The organism is Pseudomonas sp. B7(2017) (assembly GCF_002112745.1).
Classification (GTDB): Bacteria; Pseudomonadota; Gammaproteobacteria; order Pseudomonadales; family Pseudomonadaceae; genus Aquipseudomonas; species Aquipseudomonas ekonensis.
In genome coordinates this window covers 35,696-51,588 of sequence record NZ_NEIP01000015.1, presented here as the reverse complement: position 1 = coordinate 51,588, position 15,893 = coordinate 35,696, and the positions used below count along the sequence as shown (strand labels likewise).

17 protein-coding genes are annotated in these 15,893 nt (G+C 65.4%); 12 read left to right on the top strand and 5 right to left on the bottom strand.

Going from position 1 to position 15,893, the window contains the following annotated elements; genetic code table 11:
- Positions 1 to 97 precede the first annotated feature (97 nt).
- The 4 genes from moaC (at position 98) to CAG29_RS22550 (ending at position 2,451) form a co-directional block, all read left to right on the top strand.
- Positions 98 to 571, top strand: a complete 474-nt coding sequence (moaC, locus tag CAG29_RS22565; RefSeq protein ID WP_085578792.1) for a cyclic pyranopterin monophosphate synthase MoaC — start codon at positions 98 to 100, stop codon at positions 569 to 571.
- The gene (locus CAG29_RS22560) at positions 568 to 810 is read left to right on the top strand and encodes a MoaD/ThiS family protein (protein WP_085578794.1); all 243 of its coding nucleotides are present in this window, start codon (positions 568 to 570) and stop codon (positions 808 to 810) included. Before moaC ends, CAG29_RS22560 begins: the two co-directional genes overlap by 4 nt.
- Positions 811 to 813: 3 nt before the next feature.
- Positions 814 to 1,266: a molybdopterin synthase catalytic subunit MoaE gene (gene moaE, locus CAG29_RS22555; RefSeq protein WP_085638509.1), complete on the top strand. Its 453-nt coding sequence runs from the start codon at positions 814 to 816 to the stop codon at positions 1,264 to 1,266.
- Positions 1,267 to 1,674: 408 nt separating this feature from the next.
- The gene (locus CAG29_RS22550) at positions 1,675 to 2,451 is read left to right on the top strand and encodes an ABC transporter substrate-binding protein (RefSeq protein ID WP_085695164.1); all 777 of its coding nucleotides are present in this window, start codon (positions 1,675 to 1,677) and stop codon (positions 2,449 to 2,451) included.
- A 126-nt stretch (positions 2,452 to 2,577) separates the two neighbouring features.
- Here CAG29_RS22550 and CAG29_RS22545 read toward each other — a convergent pair whose 3' ends face one another.
- The 5 genes from CAG29_RS22545 to CAG29_RS22525 form a co-directional block, all read right to left on the bottom strand.
- Positions 2,578 to 3,219, bottom strand: a complete 642-nt coding sequence (locus tag CAG29_RS22545; RefSeq protein WP_085578800.1) for a transcriptional regulator — start codon at positions 3,217 to 3,219, stop codon at positions 2,578 to 2,580.
- A gap of 93 nt (positions 3,220 to 3,312) precedes the next feature.
- Entirely contained in the window at positions 3,313 to 4,440 is a 1,128-nt protein-coding gene (locus CAG29_RS22540; protein ID WP_085638512.1) for an FAD-binding oxidoreductase, read from the bottom strand.
- 110 nt (positions 4,441 to 4,550) lie between these two features.
- Positions 4,551 to 5,495 carry an ornithine cyclodeaminase family protein gene (locus CAG29_RS22535; RefSeq protein WP_085578804.1) on the bottom strand — a complete coding sequence of 315 codons (945 nt, stop codon included), beginning with the start codon at positions 5,493 to 5,495 and terminating at the stop codon, positions 4,551 to 4,553.
- A 124-nt stretch (positions 5,496 to 5,619) separates the two neighbouring features.
- Positions 5,620 to 7,071, bottom strand: coding sequence for an ATP-dependent RNA helicase RhlB (gene rhlB, locus CAG29_RS22530; RefSeq protein WP_085578900.1), 1,452 nt, complete (start codon positions 7,069 to 7,071; stop codon positions 5,620 to 5,622).
- 136 nt (positions 7,072 to 7,207) lie between these two features.
- Positions 7,208 to 7,864, bottom strand: a complete 657-nt coding sequence (locus tag CAG29_RS22525) for an alpha/beta hydrolase (protein ID WP_085578806.1) — start codon at positions 7,862 to 7,864, stop codon at positions 7,208 to 7,210.
- Positions 7,865 to 8,332: 468 nt separating this feature from the next.
- On the opposite strand from CAG29_RS22525, the gene CAG29_RS22520 reads away from it, so the two are divergent.
- From CAG29_RS22520 to CAG29_RS22485, 8 genes are all read left to right on the top strand, one after another.
- Complete coding sequence (locus CAG29_RS22520) at positions 8,333 to 9,364, top strand: amino acid ABC transporter substrate-binding protein (RefSeq protein ID WP_085578808.1); 1,032 nt, start codon at positions 8,333 to 8,335, stop codon at positions 9,362 to 9,364.
- A 66-nt stretch (positions 9,365 to 9,430) separates the two neighbouring features.
- Positions 9,431 to 10,612, top strand: a complete 1,182-nt coding sequence (locus CAG29_RS22515) for an amino acid ABC transporter permease (RefSeq protein ID WP_085578810.1) — start codon at positions 9,431 to 9,433, stop codon at positions 10,610 to 10,612.
- A gap of 10 nt (positions 10,613 to 10,622) precedes the next feature.
- Entirely contained in the window at positions 10,623 to 11,720 is a 1,098-nt protein-coding gene (locus CAG29_RS22510) for an amino acid ABC transporter permease (RefSeq protein ID WP_085631625.1), read from the top strand.
- Between the two features lie 13 nt (positions 11,721 to 11,733).
- The gene (locus CAG29_RS22505) at positions 11,734 to 12,498 is read left to right on the top strand and encodes an amino acid ABC transporter ATP-binding protein (RefSeq protein WP_085578814.1); all 765 of its coding nucleotides are present in this window, start codon (positions 11,734 to 11,736) and stop codon (positions 12,496 to 12,498) included.
- A gap of 323 nt (positions 12,499 to 12,821) precedes the next feature.
- The gene (locus tag CAG29_RS22500) at positions 12,822 to 13,481 is read left to right on the top strand and encodes a FadR/GntR family transcriptional regulator (protein ID WP_085578816.1); all 660 of its coding nucleotides are present in this window, start codon (positions 12,822 to 12,824) and stop codon (positions 13,479 to 13,481) included.
- Complete coding sequence (locus tag CAG29_RS22495; RefSeq protein ID WP_085578818.1) at positions 13,471 to 14,775, top strand: CynX/NimT family MFS transporter; 1,305 nt, start codon at positions 13,471 to 13,473, stop codon at positions 14,773 to 14,775. The genes CAG29_RS22500 and CAG29_RS22495 overlap by 11 nt, the downstream gene beginning before the upstream one ends.
- Before the next feature lie 249 nt (positions 14,776 to 15,024).
- On the top strand, positions 15,025 to 15,495 hold the full coding sequence (locus CAG29_RS22490) for a nuclear transport factor 2 family protein (protein ID WP_085578820.1): 471 nt from the start codon (positions 15,025 to 15,027) through the stop codon (positions 15,493 to 15,495).
- Positions 15,496 to 15,535: 40 nt separating this feature from the next.
- A complete protein-coding gene (locus CAG29_RS22485) occupies positions 15,536 to 15,838 on the top strand; it encodes a GIY-YIG nuclease family protein (protein ID WP_085631621.1) in 303 nt (100 codons plus the stop codon).
- The last annotated feature ends 55 nt before the right edge of the window (positions 15,839 to 15,893 follow it).

The window sequence follows — 15,893 nt, the reverse complement described above, 5'->3', positions numbered from 1 at the left end:
CGCCGCTCCCACAGTGATTTGTGCGAGGGCTGTCATCGCGCTCGCGGAAAATTGACCCTCAGGTTTACAATCGACGCTCCTGATCAGGAGTATTCCCGTGCTGACCCATCTCGATTCCCAAGGCCGCGCCAACATGGTCGACGTCACCGACAAGGCCGTGACGTTCCGCGAGGCGACGGCCCAAGCGCTGGTGCGCATGCTGCCCGACACGCTGCGGATGATCGTCAGCGGCGGCCACCCCAAGGGCGACGTGTTCGCCGTGGCGCGCATCGCCGGCATCCAGGCGGCGAAGAAGACCAGCGATCTGATCCCGCTGTGCCATCCGCTGATGTTGACCGGCGTGAAGGTCGAACTCAGCGCCGAAGGCGACGATACCGTGCGCATCGAAGCCCGCTGCAAGCTGTCGGGCCAGACCGGCGTCGAGATGGAGGCGCTGACCGCCGCCAGCGTCGCCGCGCTGACGATCTACGACATGTGCAAGGCCGTGGACCGCGGCATGACCATCGAAAGCGTGCGCCTGCTGGAAAAGCTCGGCGGCAAGAGCGGCCACTACCGGGCGGAGCAGCCATGAACCTGACCGTGAAGTTTTTTGCCCGCTACCGCGAAGCGGTCGGCGAGGACTCGATCAGGGTCGAGGGCGACTTCGGCACCGTCGATGACGTGCGGGCACTGCTGGCCCGGCGCGACGGCTTCGAGGTGCTGGGCGAACAGAACCTGATGTGCGCGCGCAACGAAGACCTCTGCCAGCTCGACGAGCCGGTGGCCGAGGGCGACGAAGTGGCGTTCTTCCCTACCGTGACCGGAGGCTGAGCCATGGGCATCCGTGTGCAGTGCGAACCGTTCGACCCGGGCGCCGAAGTCAACGCGATGCATGCGGCCAACGTCGGCGTCGGTGCGGTGGTGAGCTTCGTCGGCTACGTGCGTGACTTCAACGACGGGCTCGACGTGGCCGGGATGTTCCTGGAGCACTATCCGGGCATGACCGAAAAGGCCCTGGCCAAGATCGCCGACGAGGCCGCGCAGCGCTGGCCGCTGCTGAAGCTTGAGGTGCTGCACCGCATCGGCGCGCTGGAGCCGGGCGAGCCGATCGTGTTCGTCGGCGCCGCCAGCGCCCATCGTCAGGCGGCGTTCGACGCCTGCGCCTTCGTCATGGACTACCTCAAGACCCGCGCCCCGTTCTGGAAGAAAGAAAACACCGCCGAAGGCCCGCGCTGGGTCGAGGGGCGCGCCAGCGACCATGCGGCGGCCGAGCGCTGGAAAAAGTAGCTCCGGCGCCGCTTGTCCCTCCGCCCTCGCCAGCAGGCTCTGGAATGTGTTCCCCCTGTGGGAGTCAGCCTTCTGGCGATGGCGGTAGGTCAGGCAACAGAGATGTCGGCAGTGCTGGCCTCATCGCTTGCAGGCAAGCTCCCACAAGGTTTTGTGGTGTGCAGGGATGCTGCGGACAACCGGAATCCTCTGTGGGAGCCAGCCTGCTGGCGATGGCGCCCTGTGCAGCACCCCCCATTACCTCTGATTCACCACCCGACCGCCGGGCGGATGCGACCCCTTCTGCCCGATTGACGCTCTGTACATAAAAGTCCAGTATGGATTCATAAGTACAAAAAAAGGCGTTCCCCCCTGTTTCAGCTCTTTCTCCTGTCTTGCCAAACCAACAACAACCGCGAGAGAACGAACATGAAGAAACTCCCCCTCATCACCGGTCTGGCGCTGAGCCTGTTGGCGTGCACCAGCGCGTTCGCCGTCGAGAAGACCTTGCGCATCGGCATCGAGGCCGCCTACCCGCCGTTCGCCTCCAAGACCGACAAGGGCGAGATCGTCGGTTTCGACTACGACATCGGCAATGCGCTGTGCGCGCAGATGCAGGTCAAGTGCGTGTGGGTCGAGGGCGAATTCGACGGCCTGATCCCTTCGCTGAAAGTGAAGAAGATCGACATGGCGCTGTCGTCCATGACCATCAACGAAGACCGCAAGAAGTCGGTGGACTTCACCCACAAGTACTACTTCACCTCCTCGCGGCTGGTGATGAAGGAAGGCGCGGTCGTCGATGACCAGTACGCCAGCCTCAAGGGCAAGACCGTCGGCGTGCAGCGCGCGACCACCACCGACCGCTACGCCACCGAGGTGTTCGAGCCCAAGGGCATCACCGTCAAGCGCTACGGCAACAACGAAGAGATCTACATGGACCTGGCGGCCGGACGCCTCGACGCGATCTTCGCCGACACCATCCCGCTGACCGACTTCCTGTCGATGCCGCGCGGCAAGGGTTATGCGTTCGTCGGGCCGGAGCTCAAAGATCCGAAATACGTGGGCGAGGGCGCGGGGATCGCGGTGCGCAAGGGCAACGCCGAACTGGTCAGCCAACTGAACAGCGCCATCGACGGCATCCGCGCCAGCGGCGAGTACCAGAAGATTTCCGAGAAGTACTTCAAGTCCGACATCTACGGCGACTGACCGTCCGCCATCGCCAGCAGGCTGGCTCCCACAGGGGATCTGCGGTGTTCGCAGAATCTGGGCTTACCGCAAACCCTGTGGGAGCTTGCCCGCAAGCGATGAGGCCGGCACAGCCACCGCAGGTCTTCAGCCCTTCAGTTCCTTCAGGTGCTTGTACACCGTCGCCCGCCCCATGTTCAGCACATTGGCCACGTAGTTCGAGGCGCTCTTGCCCTTGAACGCGCCTTCGGCGTGCAGGGCCAGCACCAGCTCGCGCTTGTGGTCGCGGGTCAGCACGTTCAGGCTCAGTTGCCGCTCGCGCAGCCAGCTGTGCAGGAAGGTGTTGATCCGCTCCTGCCAGTCGTCGCGAAACAGCGAGTCCGGCTGCGGGATCAGCTTGCTCGGCGACAGGAACAGGTCCAGCGCCGCCTTGGCGTTCTCGAACAGGGAAATGTTCAGGTTGATGCACAGCACCGCCAGCGGCTGGCCCTGGCCGTCCCGCAGCACCGTGCTCAGGCTGCGGATCTTCTGGCCGTCCCAGTTGAGCTTCTCGTACGGGCCGATGTTCCGCTCGCCGGCGTCGTCGCCGAGCATGTCCTCCAGCGCCGAATCGTCGCCGATGTCCCGCTTCGACAGGTTGTTGGCGATGTAGTCGACCTTCTGCGTGCGCAGGTCGTGCAGCACCACTTCGGCGTGGGGGAAGAACAGCGTGGCGATGGCGTCGGCGATGGCGCGGTAGTTGTCCATCGCGGCGTCGTTCGGCACAGGTGAAGGTTCGGGGGCGGTCATGTCAGTGGAGCTCCAGGCAACGTCAACGCCCCCGTGGGCAGGGGGCGCTGCGAGTGTGCCGCAATCCGTCGGGCGCGTCATCCGCACGGCCGGTCAGGCGAGGCGGGCGGGGGACAACATGGCGGCGGTCAGGCCGAACCGGCCCAGTTGCTCAGGCAACGGCAGGCCGCGCACCAGCGCCGCGCTGGCCTGGCCCATGGCCGGCGAGGTCTGGATGCCGTAGCCGCCCTGGGCCGCGACCCAGAACAGCCCCGGCACCTGCGGGTCGAAACCGGCCAGCAGGTCGCCGTCGGCCACGAAGCTGCGCAGGCCGGCCCAGGTGCGGGTCGGGCGGCGGATGGTCAGGGTGGTGGCTTCCTCGATCTGGTAGATGCCCATGGCGATGTCCAGCTCTTCGGGCTGCACGTCGTGGGGTTCGACGGGGTCGGCGTTGGCCGGCGAGCCGAGGAACATGCCGGCGTCGGGCTTCATGTAGAACGACTCGTCGAGGCTGACCAGCATCGGCCAGTGGTGGATGTCCACGCCTTCGGGGCCGGCGAAGATGAACGCGGCCCGGCGTTTGGGCTGCAGGCCCAGCGGCGCGGCGCCGGCCAGAGCGCCGATCTTGTCGGCCCAGGCCCCGGCGGCGTTGATCACCACGGGGGCGCTGAAGGTTTCGCCTGGGGTCTGCACCTGCCACAGGCCGTCGGCGCCACGGGTGAGGCCCAGCACCTCGCAGTCTGTGTGCACCTGGCCGTTGTTGCGGCGGATGCCGCGCAGGTAGCCCTGGTGCAGGGCGTCGGTGTCGATGTCGCTGGCGGTGGGGTCGTAGAGCGCGCCGTGGACTTTCTCCCGGCGCAGGATCGGCAGCCGCGTGCAGGCCTCGTCGGCGCTGAGCAGTTGCATCTGCGGCACCGTGGCCTTGGCGCTGAGGTATTGGTTGTTCAGTTCGGCGGGGTCGCCGGTGAAGTCCACGGTCATTTCGCCGCGCGGGGTCAGCAGCGGATGCTCGCAGAAGCCGCTTGGCGGGGTGTCGAAGAAGTCACGGCTGGCCAAGGTCAGCGCCCGCACCTGCGGAGTGCCATAGGCGGCGGTGAACAGGGCGGCGGAGCGGCCGGTGGAGTGATAGGCCGGATGCGACTCACGCTCCAGCACGACCACCTTGGCGTGGGGCGACAGCCAGAAACCGGTGGACGCGCCGGCGATGCCGCCGCCGATGATGATGAAGTCTGCCTGGCTCATGAAAGTCTCCAGTATTGACGCAATTATTGAAGGATGCCGAGAGCCCTGTGGGAGCCAGCCTGCTGGCGATGGCGGCGCAACCGCCGCATCGAAGCACAGGGATTGCGGTGTCAGGGATGCAGGCGATAAATCGCATTGGCCACGGCGATGTCCTCCAGCCCCAGGCCGATGGAGCGGAAGAACACGTGGCGCCCATAGTCGGGACGCTGCGCCTGGCCGCTGAGCAGGTCGGCCAGGTCGCCGACGATCCGGGTGCGGTCCCAGCCGTGCCGTTCGGCGGCGATCAGCATTTCGCCCGCCGAACCCGGTGTGGTCTGGCGATAGTCGCAGAACACCTGCATGTCGTTGAGGCTGTGCGGCGGCACCTCGTGGGCGCGGGGCGCGTTGGTGCTGATCGAGGTGATCAGCGCCGGCTTGCTCAGGCTGGCCGGATCGATCACAGGTCCCGCAGACGAGGTGCAGAGCAGGATCACGTCGGCCCCGGCGACGGCGGCTTCGCGGCTGTCGGCCACGGTCAGGCGCGGTTCCAGGGCCTTGAAGCGGGCGACGGTGTCTGGCTCTTCGGCGAGGCTCGGCGCGTACAGGCTGATGTGCTGCCAGTCGCGCAGCGCCTTGACGTATTCCAGATGCGCCTGGGCCACCTTGCCGCTGCCGATGATCGCCAGGCGCCGGGCGTCCGCCGGGGCCAGGGCGTCGACCGCCACGGCGGTGGTGGCGGCGGTGCGGGCGGTGGTCAGCTCACCGGCGTCGCACAGCAGCAGGGGCTGGCCGGTCTGCATCGACATCAGCAGCGTCCAGGCCGTTACCAGCGGGCCTTGTTCGCGGACGATGTACGGCGAGGTCTTGACCCCGTACACGCCGTCCTCGGCCAATACGCCCAGGTAGTTGATGAAATCCCCCGCGCCCTGGGGAAACTCCACCAGTTGCTGGGCCGGCTGCACCGCCTGCCCGGCGGCGAGGTCGCGGAACAGCTTGCGCATGATCTGCGGCACGTCGAGCCGGGCCAGCAGCGCGCGGGCCTGGGTTTGGTCGATCACATGGGGCGTGCAGGTCATGTCGGGCTCCGGGGATTGTTATTAAACTAATTTGTCCATTATGGACTTTTATATCTTGTCGGCAATCTCCGGGCGAAAAAAAAGGCGCAGTCCGTCGCCGGCTGCGCCTTTCTCATGGGGTCGCTCAGTGCGGCCGCTTGCGCTCGACCGCCCGCAGCAGGTGGGTCGGCGGCATTTCGCAGCTGATCTTGCGGCCCAGCAGCGCCTCGATGGACGGCAACTGGTAGGAGTCGTCCTCGCCGGCGAAGCTGATCGACACGCCGTCGGCGCCGGCCCGGCCGGTGCGGCCGATGCGGTGCACGTAGTCGTCCGGCACTTCCGGCAGGGTGAAGTTGATCACGTGGCTGATGCCGTCGATGTGGATGCCGCGGCCGGCCACGTCGGTGGCCACCAGCACGCGGATCTTGCCTTCGCGAAAGCCTTCCAGGGTCTTGATGCGCTTGTGCTGCGGCACGTCGCCGGACAGCTGGGCGGCGTTGACGCCGTCGCGCACCAGGCGTTCCTCGATGCGCCGCACTTCGTCCTTGCGGTTGGCGAACACCATCACCCGCTCCCAGCCGTTGTCGTTGACCAGGTTGTACAGCAGTTTGTACTTGTCGGCGCTGGCGACGGCATAGATGTGCTGTTCGACGTTGGCGTTGGCCACGTTCTCGGCTTCGATCTCGACGATGGCCGGGTCGGTGGTCCACTGCTTGGCCAGGTTCATCACGTCGTCGGTGAAGGTGGCGGAGAACAGCAGGGTCTGGCGCTCGCTCTTGGGCGGGGTCTGGCGGATGATCTGGCGCACCTGCGGGATGAAGCCCATGTCGAGCATGCGGTCGGCCTCGTCCAGCACCAGCACTTCGACCATGTCCAGGTGCACGTCGCCGCGCTGGTTGAAGTCCAGCAGGCGGCCCGGCGTGGCGACCAGGATGTCGCAGTGGCGCGCCTCGAGCTGCTTGAGCTGCTTGTCGAAGTCCATGCCGCCGACGAAGCTCATCACGTTCAGGCCGGTGTACTTGGTCAGGTCCTGGGCGTCCTTGGCGATCTGCACCACCAGTTCGCGGGTCGGGGCGATGATCAGCGCCCGCGGCTCGCCCATGTAGCGCTCTTTCGGCGGCGGGGTCTGCAGCAGCTGGGTGATGGTCGAGATCAGGAACGCGGCGGTCTTGCCGGTGCCGGTCTGGGCGCGGCCGATGGCGTCCTTGCCGGCGAGGGTGAAACCCAGCACCTGGGCCTGGATCGGCGTGCAGTAAGGGAAGCCCAGGTCCTGGATGGCGTGCATCAGTTCCGGGGCGAGCCTGAAGTCGTGGAAGCGGGTCTTGCCTTCCTGGGGTTCGACGACGAAGTCCTCGAGTTTCCAGGGGATCACCGGCGCCTTGGGCTTGGGTTCGCGGCGGGGCCTGGCCGGTTTAGGCTCAGGGCTTGGGGCCGGTTCGCCGGCCTTGGCCGCAGGGGCCTCAGGTTTCGGTTCGGGTTTGGCGGCCGCGGCGGGAGCGGGGCGGTCGGCCGGGCGGAGGTCGCCGCGGGGGCCGGAGGCGGGCGACGGTGCGCCGGCGGCAGGCGCGAGCTGCTCAGCCTCGCTTTTGCCGAACATTTTCTTGAGTGCTTTGAGCACGGTCGTCTCATCAATTGGTTAAGGAATGTACGCCGGCCAGTGTAATGCAAGAATCGGGCGCGGCGTAGTGGGGCGATCAAAGGGCCGCGGCGTGCGGCCGAAGTCGCGGAATCGATCAGCGCAGGCGTTCGCCCAGCCAGGTGCCGATGTCGCGGATTTCCTCGGGTAACACTTCGTGCTCCATTGGGTATTCCTGCCATGTCACGGTGACACCATGGGCCTTCAGGTACTCGTAGGCCGTGCGTCCCATCGCGTTCTGCACCACGTTGTCGAACTGGCCGTGCAGCGCCAGCACGGGCACGCGCTGCTGGCTGGCGGACAGCTCCAGTTCACCGCTGAAGGTCGGTGCGTACGTCGAAAGCGCCAGCACGCCGCCCAACGGTCCCTGCCATTTCAGGAACGCGGTGTGATAGACCACCGCGCCCCCTTGGGAAAACCCGGCGAGGAAGATCCGCGAGGCGTCTATTCCGGAGGCCTTCTGCGATTCGATCAGTTCGATGACATGGTCGGCGGACGCTTCCAGCTGGTCGCGGTCGATGGCCCGGGCCGGGGTCATTGCCTTGATGTCGTACCAGCTGGGCATGGCATATCCGCCATTGATCGTCACGGCGCGGGTGGGCGCCTGGGGCAGGACGAAACGGGTGGTCAGCAGGGTTTCCTGCAGGGCCTCGGCCACCGGCAGGAAGTCGTAGCGGTCGGCGCCCAGGCCGTGCAGCCAGATCACGCAGGCGTCCGCGGTCTTTTCGGGCTGAAGAATCAAGGGCTCGGTCATGGCTGCTCCAATTGGGTGCGGGCGCGCTCATCGGGTGCGTGATCCGTGTGCGCGCCAGGGTTATCCGTTAAGAAGATGTCGCAAGGTTACAAGTTTTGCTATTGACCTGTCGCTCCATCGCCTCAAAGGGCGGTGTGGTACGGGCTTTGCTATGAGCTAGACGTGCAATCGTTCTCGGGCCCGGCGGTAACACTATCAGTGAACGCAAGGGGGCGGGACAGTAAAGAATCCGGTGATGGATGTTCGCCAGAGGCCGCTACGGGCTTAGCGAACGTGAAAGGGCTACAGCCCGTTCGGCCGACTGGTGAGACGTGAGGTTGTCCATTATGTGGATTTTCTCCTACTAGACTCATAGCTAAGGTCCTACGTCGGTTGACCCCACAAAAAGCCAACACGGGTCAACAACGCCTCAAAAGGGTGCGACAAGACTCAAGCTCCGACACAACAAGAGCAAAACTGGAGGTTTGAATGAAGATGTTGAAAACCACTCTGGCGGTCGTGACTGCTGCGACAGTCCTCGGCGTCAGCGGGTTCGCTCAGGCGGGTGCAACCCTGGATGCGGTGCAGAAGAAAGGCTTCGTGCAGTGCGGCGTCAGCGACGGCCTGCCGGGCTTCTCCGTACCGGACTCCACCGGCAAGATCATCGGCATCGACGCCGACGTCTGCCGCGCGGTGGCCGCGGCCGTGTTCGGCGATGCGAACAAGGTCAAGTTCAGCCAGTTGAACGCCAAGGAACGCTTCACTGCGCTGCAGTCTGGCGAAATCGACATCCTGTCGCGCAACACCACCATGACCAGCTCCCGTGACGCGGGCATGGGCCTGAAATTCCCGGGCTTCATCACCTACTACGACGGCGTGGGCTTCCTGGCCAACAACAAGCTGGGCGTGAAGAGCGCCAAGGAACTGGACGGCGCCACCATCTGCATCCAGGCGGGCACCACCACCGAGCTGAACGTGTCCGACTACTTCCGCGCCAACGGCCTGAAGTACACCCCGATCACCTTCGACACCTCCGACGAAAGCGCCAAGTCGCTGGAATCCGGCCGTTGCGACGTGCTGACCTCCGACAAGTCCCAGCTGTTCGCCCAGCGCAGCAAGCTGGCTTCGCCGAAGGACTACGTGGTGCTGCCGGAAACCATCTCCAAGGAGCCTCTGGGCCCGGTCGTGCGCAACGGCGACGACGAGTGGCTGGCGATCGTGCGTTGGGTCGGCTATGCGCTGCTCAACACCGAAGAGGCCGGCGTCACTTCGAAAAACGTGCTGGAAGAAGCCAAGTCCACCAAGAACCCGGACGTCGCCCGCCTGCTGGGTGCCGACGGCGAGTACGGCAAGGACCTGAAGCTGCCTAAGGATTGGGTCGTCAAGATCGTTTCCCAGGTCGGCAACTACGGTGAGATCTTCGAGAAAAACCTCGGCAAGAGCACCCCGCTGGAAATCGACCGTGGCCTGAATGCGCTGTGGAACGCCGGCGGCATTCAGTACGCACCACCGGTGCGCTAATGGTTCTGTCACCCGGCGGGCCAACCGCCGGGTGACGTTCTGTTTCAGTTTTTTCCGGGGCACTTCATGCAAAATTCAATCGGCGCACCAAAGCAGAGGCTCAGCCTCAGCGATCCACGAGTGCGTGCGTGGCTGTTTCAGATCATCACCGTAGTGGCGGTGGTCTCGATGGGCTGGTACCTGTTCGACAACACCCAGACCAACCTTCAACACCGGGGCATCACCTCCGGTTTCGACTTTCTCGAGCGCAGCGCCGGTTTCGGCATCGCTCAGCACCTGATCTCCTACACCGAAGCGGACAGTTACGCACGGGTGTTCGTGATCGGCCTGCTCAACACCCTGCTGGTGACCTTCATCGGCGTGATCCTGGCGACGCTGCTGGGCTTCATCATCGGTGTGGCGCGGCTGTCGCCGAACTGGATCATCAGCAAACTGGCGACCGTGTATGTGGAAACCTTCCGCAACATCCCGCCGCTGCTGCAGATCCTGTTCTGGTACTTCGCGGTGTTCCTGACCATGCCGGGGCCGCGCAACAGCCACAACTTCGGCGACACCTTCTTCGTCAGCAGCCGGGGCCTGAACATGCCGGCGGCGCAGATCGCCGACGGATTCTGGCCGTTCGCGGTCAGCATCGTGGTGGCCATCGTCGCCATCGTGTTCATGAGCCGCTGGGCCACCAAGCGCTTCGAGGAAACCGGCGAGCCGTTCCACAAGTTCTGGGTCGGCCTGGCCCTGTTCCTGGTGATCCCTGCGCTGTGCACGCTGGTCTTCGGCGCGCCGCTGCACTGGGAGATGCCGCAGCTCAAGGGCTTCAACTTCGTCGGCGGCTGGGTGCTGATCCCTGAACTGCTGGCGCTGACCCTGGCCCTGACCGTGTACACCGCGGCGTTCATCGCCGAGATCGTGCGCTCGGGGATCAAGTCGGTCAGCCACGGTCAGACCGAAGCGGCCCGTTCGCTGGGCCTGCGCAACGGCCCGACCCTGCGCAAGGTGATCATTCCCCAGGCGCTGCGGGTGATCATCCCGCCGCTGACCAGCCAATACCTGAACCTGGCGAAGAACTCGTCCCTGGCGGCCGGCATCGGCTACCCGGAAATGGTTTCGCTGTTCGCCGGCACCGTCCTCAACCAGACCGGCCAGGCCATCGAGGTGATCGCCATCACCATGAGCGTGTACCTGGCGATCAGCATCAGCATTTCCCTGCTGATGAACTGGTACAACAAGCGCATTGCGCTGATCGAGCGGTAAGGAAAAGCGCATGAGCACTCATACCTTCAAACCTGACATGCCCCCGCCGAGCAGCAGCATCGGCGTGGTGGCGTGGATGCGCGCCAACATGTTCTCCAGCTGGCTCAACACCCTGCTGACCCTGTTCGCGTTCTACCTGATCTACCTCGTGGTGCCGCCGCTGATCAACTGGGCGATCCTGGACGCCAACTGGGTCGGCACCACCCGCGCCGACTGCACCAAGGAAGGCGCCTGCTGGGTGTTCATCCAGCAGCGCTTCGGCCAGTTCATGTACGGTTACTACCCGGCCGACCTGCGCTGGCGCGTGGACCTGACCGTGTGGCTGGCGGTCATCGGCGTGGCGCCGCTGTTCATCTCGCGCTTCCCGCGCAAGGCGATCTACGGCCTGAGCTTCCTGGTCGTCTACCCGATCATCGCCTGGTGCCTGCTGCACGGCGGCGTGTTCGGCCTGACCACCGTCGCCACCAGCCAGTGGGGCGGCCTGATGCTGACCCTGGTGATCGCCACCGTCGGCATCGCCGGCGCGCTGCCGCTGGGGATCCTCCTGGCGCTGGGCCGGCGTTCCAACTTGCCGGCGATCCGTGTGGTCTGCGTGACCTTCATCGAGTTCTGGCGCGGCGTGCCGCTGATCACGGTGCTGTTCATGTCCTCGGTGATGCTGCCGCTGTTCCTGCCTGAAGGCATGAACTTCGACAAGCTGCTGCGGGCGCTGATCGGCGTGATCCTGTTCCAGTCGGCCTACGTGGCCGAGGTGGTGCGGGGCGGCCTGCAGGCGATCCCCAAGGGCCAGTACGAAGCCGCGGCCGCGATGGGCCTGGGCTACTGGCGCGCGATGGGCCTGGTGATCCTGCCGCAGGCCCTGAAGCTGGTGATCCCCGGCATCGTCAACACCTTCATCGCTTTGTTCAAGGACACCAGCCTTGTGATCATCATCGGCCTCTTCGACCTGCTCAACAGCGTCAAGCAGGCCGCTGCCGATCCGAAATGGCTGGGCATGGCCACCGAAGGCTACGTGTTCGCCGCCCTGGTGTTCTGGATTTTCTGTTTTGGCATGTCGCGCTATTCCATGCATTTGGAACGCAAGCTCGACACCGGCCACAAGCGTTAGGAGTTCTGTGTAAATGAGCGAAGCAATCAAGAAACCTGCGGGCGCCGAAGGCATCATCCAGATGCAGGGCGTGAACAAGTGGTACGGCCAGTTCCACGTGCTCAAGGACATCAACCTCAACGTGCGGCAGGGCGAGCGCATCGTGCTGTGCGGCCCGTCCGGTTCGGGCAAGTCCACCACCATCCGCTGCCTCAACCGTCTGGAAGAGCACCAGCAGGGCCGCATCGTCGTCGACGGCACGGAACTGACCAACGACCTCAAGCAGATCGAAGCGATCCGCCGCGAAGTCGGCATGGTGTTCCAGCACTTCAACCTGTTCCCGCACCTGACCATCCTGCAGAACTGCACGCTGGCGCCGATGTGGGTGCGCAAGATGCCCAAGCGCAAGGCCGAGGAAATCGCCATGCACTACCTGGAACGCGTGCGCATTCCGGAGCAGGCGAACAAGTACCCGGGGCAGCTGTCCGGCGGCCAGCAGCAGCGTGTAGCGATCGCCCGCGCCCTGTGCATGAAGCCGAAGATCATGCTGTTCGACGAACCGACCTCGGCCCTCGACCCGGAAATGGTCAAGGAAGTGCTCGACACCATGATCGGCCTGGCCGAAGACGGCATGACCATGCTCTGCGTGACCCACGAAATGGGCTTCGCCCGCACCGTGGCCAACCGGGTGATCTTCATGGACAAGGGCGAAATCGTCGAACAGGCCGCGCCGAACGACTTCTTCGACAACCCGCAGAATGACCGCACCAAGCTGTTCCTCAGCCAGATCCTGCACTGATCGACGGCTGGCGGTGAAATGAACCCGGACCTGTTCCGGGTTTATTTTTGCCCGGTGTTTGTGGAAGCCAGCCTGCTGGCGATGGCAGTGGGGCAGGCGCCGGGGTGTCGGATGTACCGGCCTCATCGCGGGCAAGCCCGCTCCCACAGGGAATTGCGGTGCTGGCAGATTCTCTGTTCACCGTAAAAAACTGTGGGAGCCATCCTCCTGGCGATGGCGTCGGTGAGGGCACCACCGGGCTGGATCAAGGGTTGTCCTCTCGGAGACGGTTCATTACCATGTCCGAAAAATTCATCCGATGATTGGATGACAGGGCGAATTCCATGTCAGACACCTCTCCATTGATCAAGCGTTCCCTGGTCGACCAGGCTGTGGATCAATTGCGCCAGCGCATCAACGACGGCGTGTGGACGGTGGGCCAGCGCCTGCCGACCGAACCTGAGCTGTGCGCCGAGCTGGGCATCAGCCGCAACACGGTGCGCGAGGCCATGCGCGTGCTGGCGTTCTCCGGGCTGATCGAGATCCGCCAAGGCGACGGCAGCTACCTGCGGGCGGCGGTCGATCCGCTGGACGCGCTCAAGGCGCTGTCGCGCTGCTCCCTGGATCAGGCCCGGGAAACCCGGCACATCCTGGAAGTCGAGGCCATCGGCCTGGCAGCCCTGCGCCGCACCGACGAAGACCTGACGGCCCTGCGCGAGGCGCTCGGCGTCAGCGGCTGCCACTACCACGGCGACCTGGACACCTACATCGCCTGCGACCTGGTGTTCCACCGCCGTCTGGTGGACGCCGCGCACAACCCCACCCTCAGCGAGCTGTACCGCTATTTCTCCAGCATTGTCGGCGCGCAGCTGCGCCAGACCCTGAACATCGTCCCGCGCCGCCAGGAAGTGTTCGACCTGCACATCGCCTTGCTCGATGCCGTCGAACAGCGCGACCCGGAACGGGCCAAAGCCTTGTCGAGGCAGTTGATCAATGAACCTTGAAACCGAGAAGCCCATGTCCCGCAGCGAGTTGTCCACACCCTCCAAACGCACGGCCGAGCTCGAAGAGCTGCTGATCGACGCCGAAGCCGATGACGCGCAGGTGCAGCAGAGCCATCCGCTGGTGCGTCGTCCGTGGCTGTTGCTGCTGGGGCTGATCCTGGTGGCGCTGAACCTGCGCCCGGCGCTGTCGAGCATGGCGCCGCTGCTGGGCGAGGTGTCGAAAAGCCTCGGCCTGTCAGCGGCCCAGGCCGGGCTGCTGACCACCTTGCCGGTGCTGTGCCTGGGGCTGTTCGCCCCGCTGGCGCCGGTGCTGGCCCGGAGGTTCGGCGCCGAGCGGGTGGTGCTGGGGATCCTGCTGACCCTGGCCTGCGGCATCATCCTGCGGAGCAACTTCGGTGCCGTCGGCCTGTTCACCGGCAGCGTGCTGGGCGGCGCCAGCATCGGCATCATCGGCGTGCTGCTGCCGGGCATCGTCAAGCGCGACTTCGCCAAGCACGCCGGCACCATGACCGGCGTGTACACCATGGCGCTGTGCCTGGGGGCGGCGATGGCGGCGGGCTCGACCGTGCCGCTGAGCCAGCACTTCGGCGACAGCTGGGCGCTGGGGCTGGGCATCTGGGTGGTGCCGGCGCTGGCGGCGGCGCTGTTCTGGCTGCCGCAGGTGGGGCAGAAGCAGGGGGCGCACCACGTCGCCTACCGGGTGCGCGGCCTGCTGCGCGATCCGCTGGCCTGGCAGGTGACCCTCTACATGGGCCTGCAATCGTCGCTGGCCTACATCGTGTTCGGCTGGCTGCCGTCGATCCTGATCGGCCGCGGCCTGACGCCGACCCAGGCCGGCCTGGTGCTGTCCGGTTCGGTGATCATCCAGCTCGCCAGCTCCCTGGCCGCGCCGTGGCTGGCCACCCGCGGCAAGGATCAGCGCCTGGCGATCGTGGTGGTGATGGCGCTGACCCTCGGCGGCCTGTTCGGCTGCCTCTATGCGCCGATCGAAGGCCTGTGGGGCTGGGCGATCCTGCTGGGCCTGGGGCAGGGCGGCACGTTCAGCCTGGCGTTGACGCTGATCGTGCTGCGCTCGCGCGATTCCCACGTGGCGGCCAACCTGTCGAGCATGTCCCAGGGCTTCGGCTACACCCTGGCGTCGATGGGGCCGTTCGCGGTCGGCGTGGTGCATGACTGGACCGGTGGCTGGAACGCGGTGGGCTGGATCTTCGGCATCGTCGGCGCGGGCGCCATCCTCGCCGGCCTCGGTGCCGGGCGGGCGCTGTATGTGCAGGTGCAGAGCGAGAAGGTCTGAACCCTGGGGCCGGCGGCGTCTTCACGGACACCATCGCCGGCAGGCCGGCTCCCACCGTTCCCGCCGCGCCGCAAGCCCCTGTAGGAGCGAGCCTGCTCGCGATGACGGGGGGGCAGGCTGCCGGCTTCATCGCCAGCAGGCTCGCTCCTGCAGGTGTTTTGCCAGTATTCGGCGTGCGAATGCCGATAGTGTTTCGACCGTTTGCGGATTATCGTGCTGGCATTGTGTCCTTAAGCATGGAGTTTGCCCGTGAGTGAAGCCAACAGCGCCGTGATCACCCGTTTCTACCAGGCCTTCCAGCGCCTCGACGCCGAGGCCATGGCCGCCTGCTACACCGACGACGTGGTGTTCAGCGATCCGGCCTTCGGCGAACTGCGCGGGCGCGACGCCGGCGACATGTGGCGCATGCTCACCACCCGCGCCAAGGATTTCTCCCTGACCTTCGACAACGTCCGCGCCGACGAGCGCAGCGGCGGCGCCCACTGGGTGGCGACCTACCTGTTCAGCCAGACCGGCAACACGGTGGTCAACGACATCCAGGCGCGTTTCGTGTTCCGCGACGGCAAGATCTGCGAGCACCACGACCGTTTCGACCTGTGGCGCTGGTCGCGCCAGGCATTGGGCTTCAAGGGCCTGCTGCTGGGCTGGACGCCGCTGGTGGCCAACGCCGTGCGCGCGCAGGCGCTCAAAGGGCTGAAGGCATTCCAGGCCGGTCGCTGATAAGATCGCGGGCTGTTTCCCACACGCCTGCGACCGCCCCGTGACCACCTTGAGCGAAAACCCTGTCGACACCGATGCGCCTGCGGCCAAGGCCTGGTTCGTCTACCTCGTCCGCGCGGCCAACGGTTCGCTGTACTGCGGGATCAGCGACGATCCCGTGCGCCGCTTCGCCAAGCACCAGAGCGGCAAGGGCGCGCGGTTCTTCCTGTCCAGCCCGGCGATGGCGCTGGTCTACACCGAGCGCTGCCGGGACAAGGGCGATGCGCTGCGCCAGGAGCGGCTGATCAAGAAACTCAGGAAAAGCGCCAAGGAATGCCTGGTGGCGTCTTATCAATCTGACTGATCGGTTCCCGTCGCCCGCATCCGTAGGCTGCCATCCAAATGCAGGCTAAGCTGCG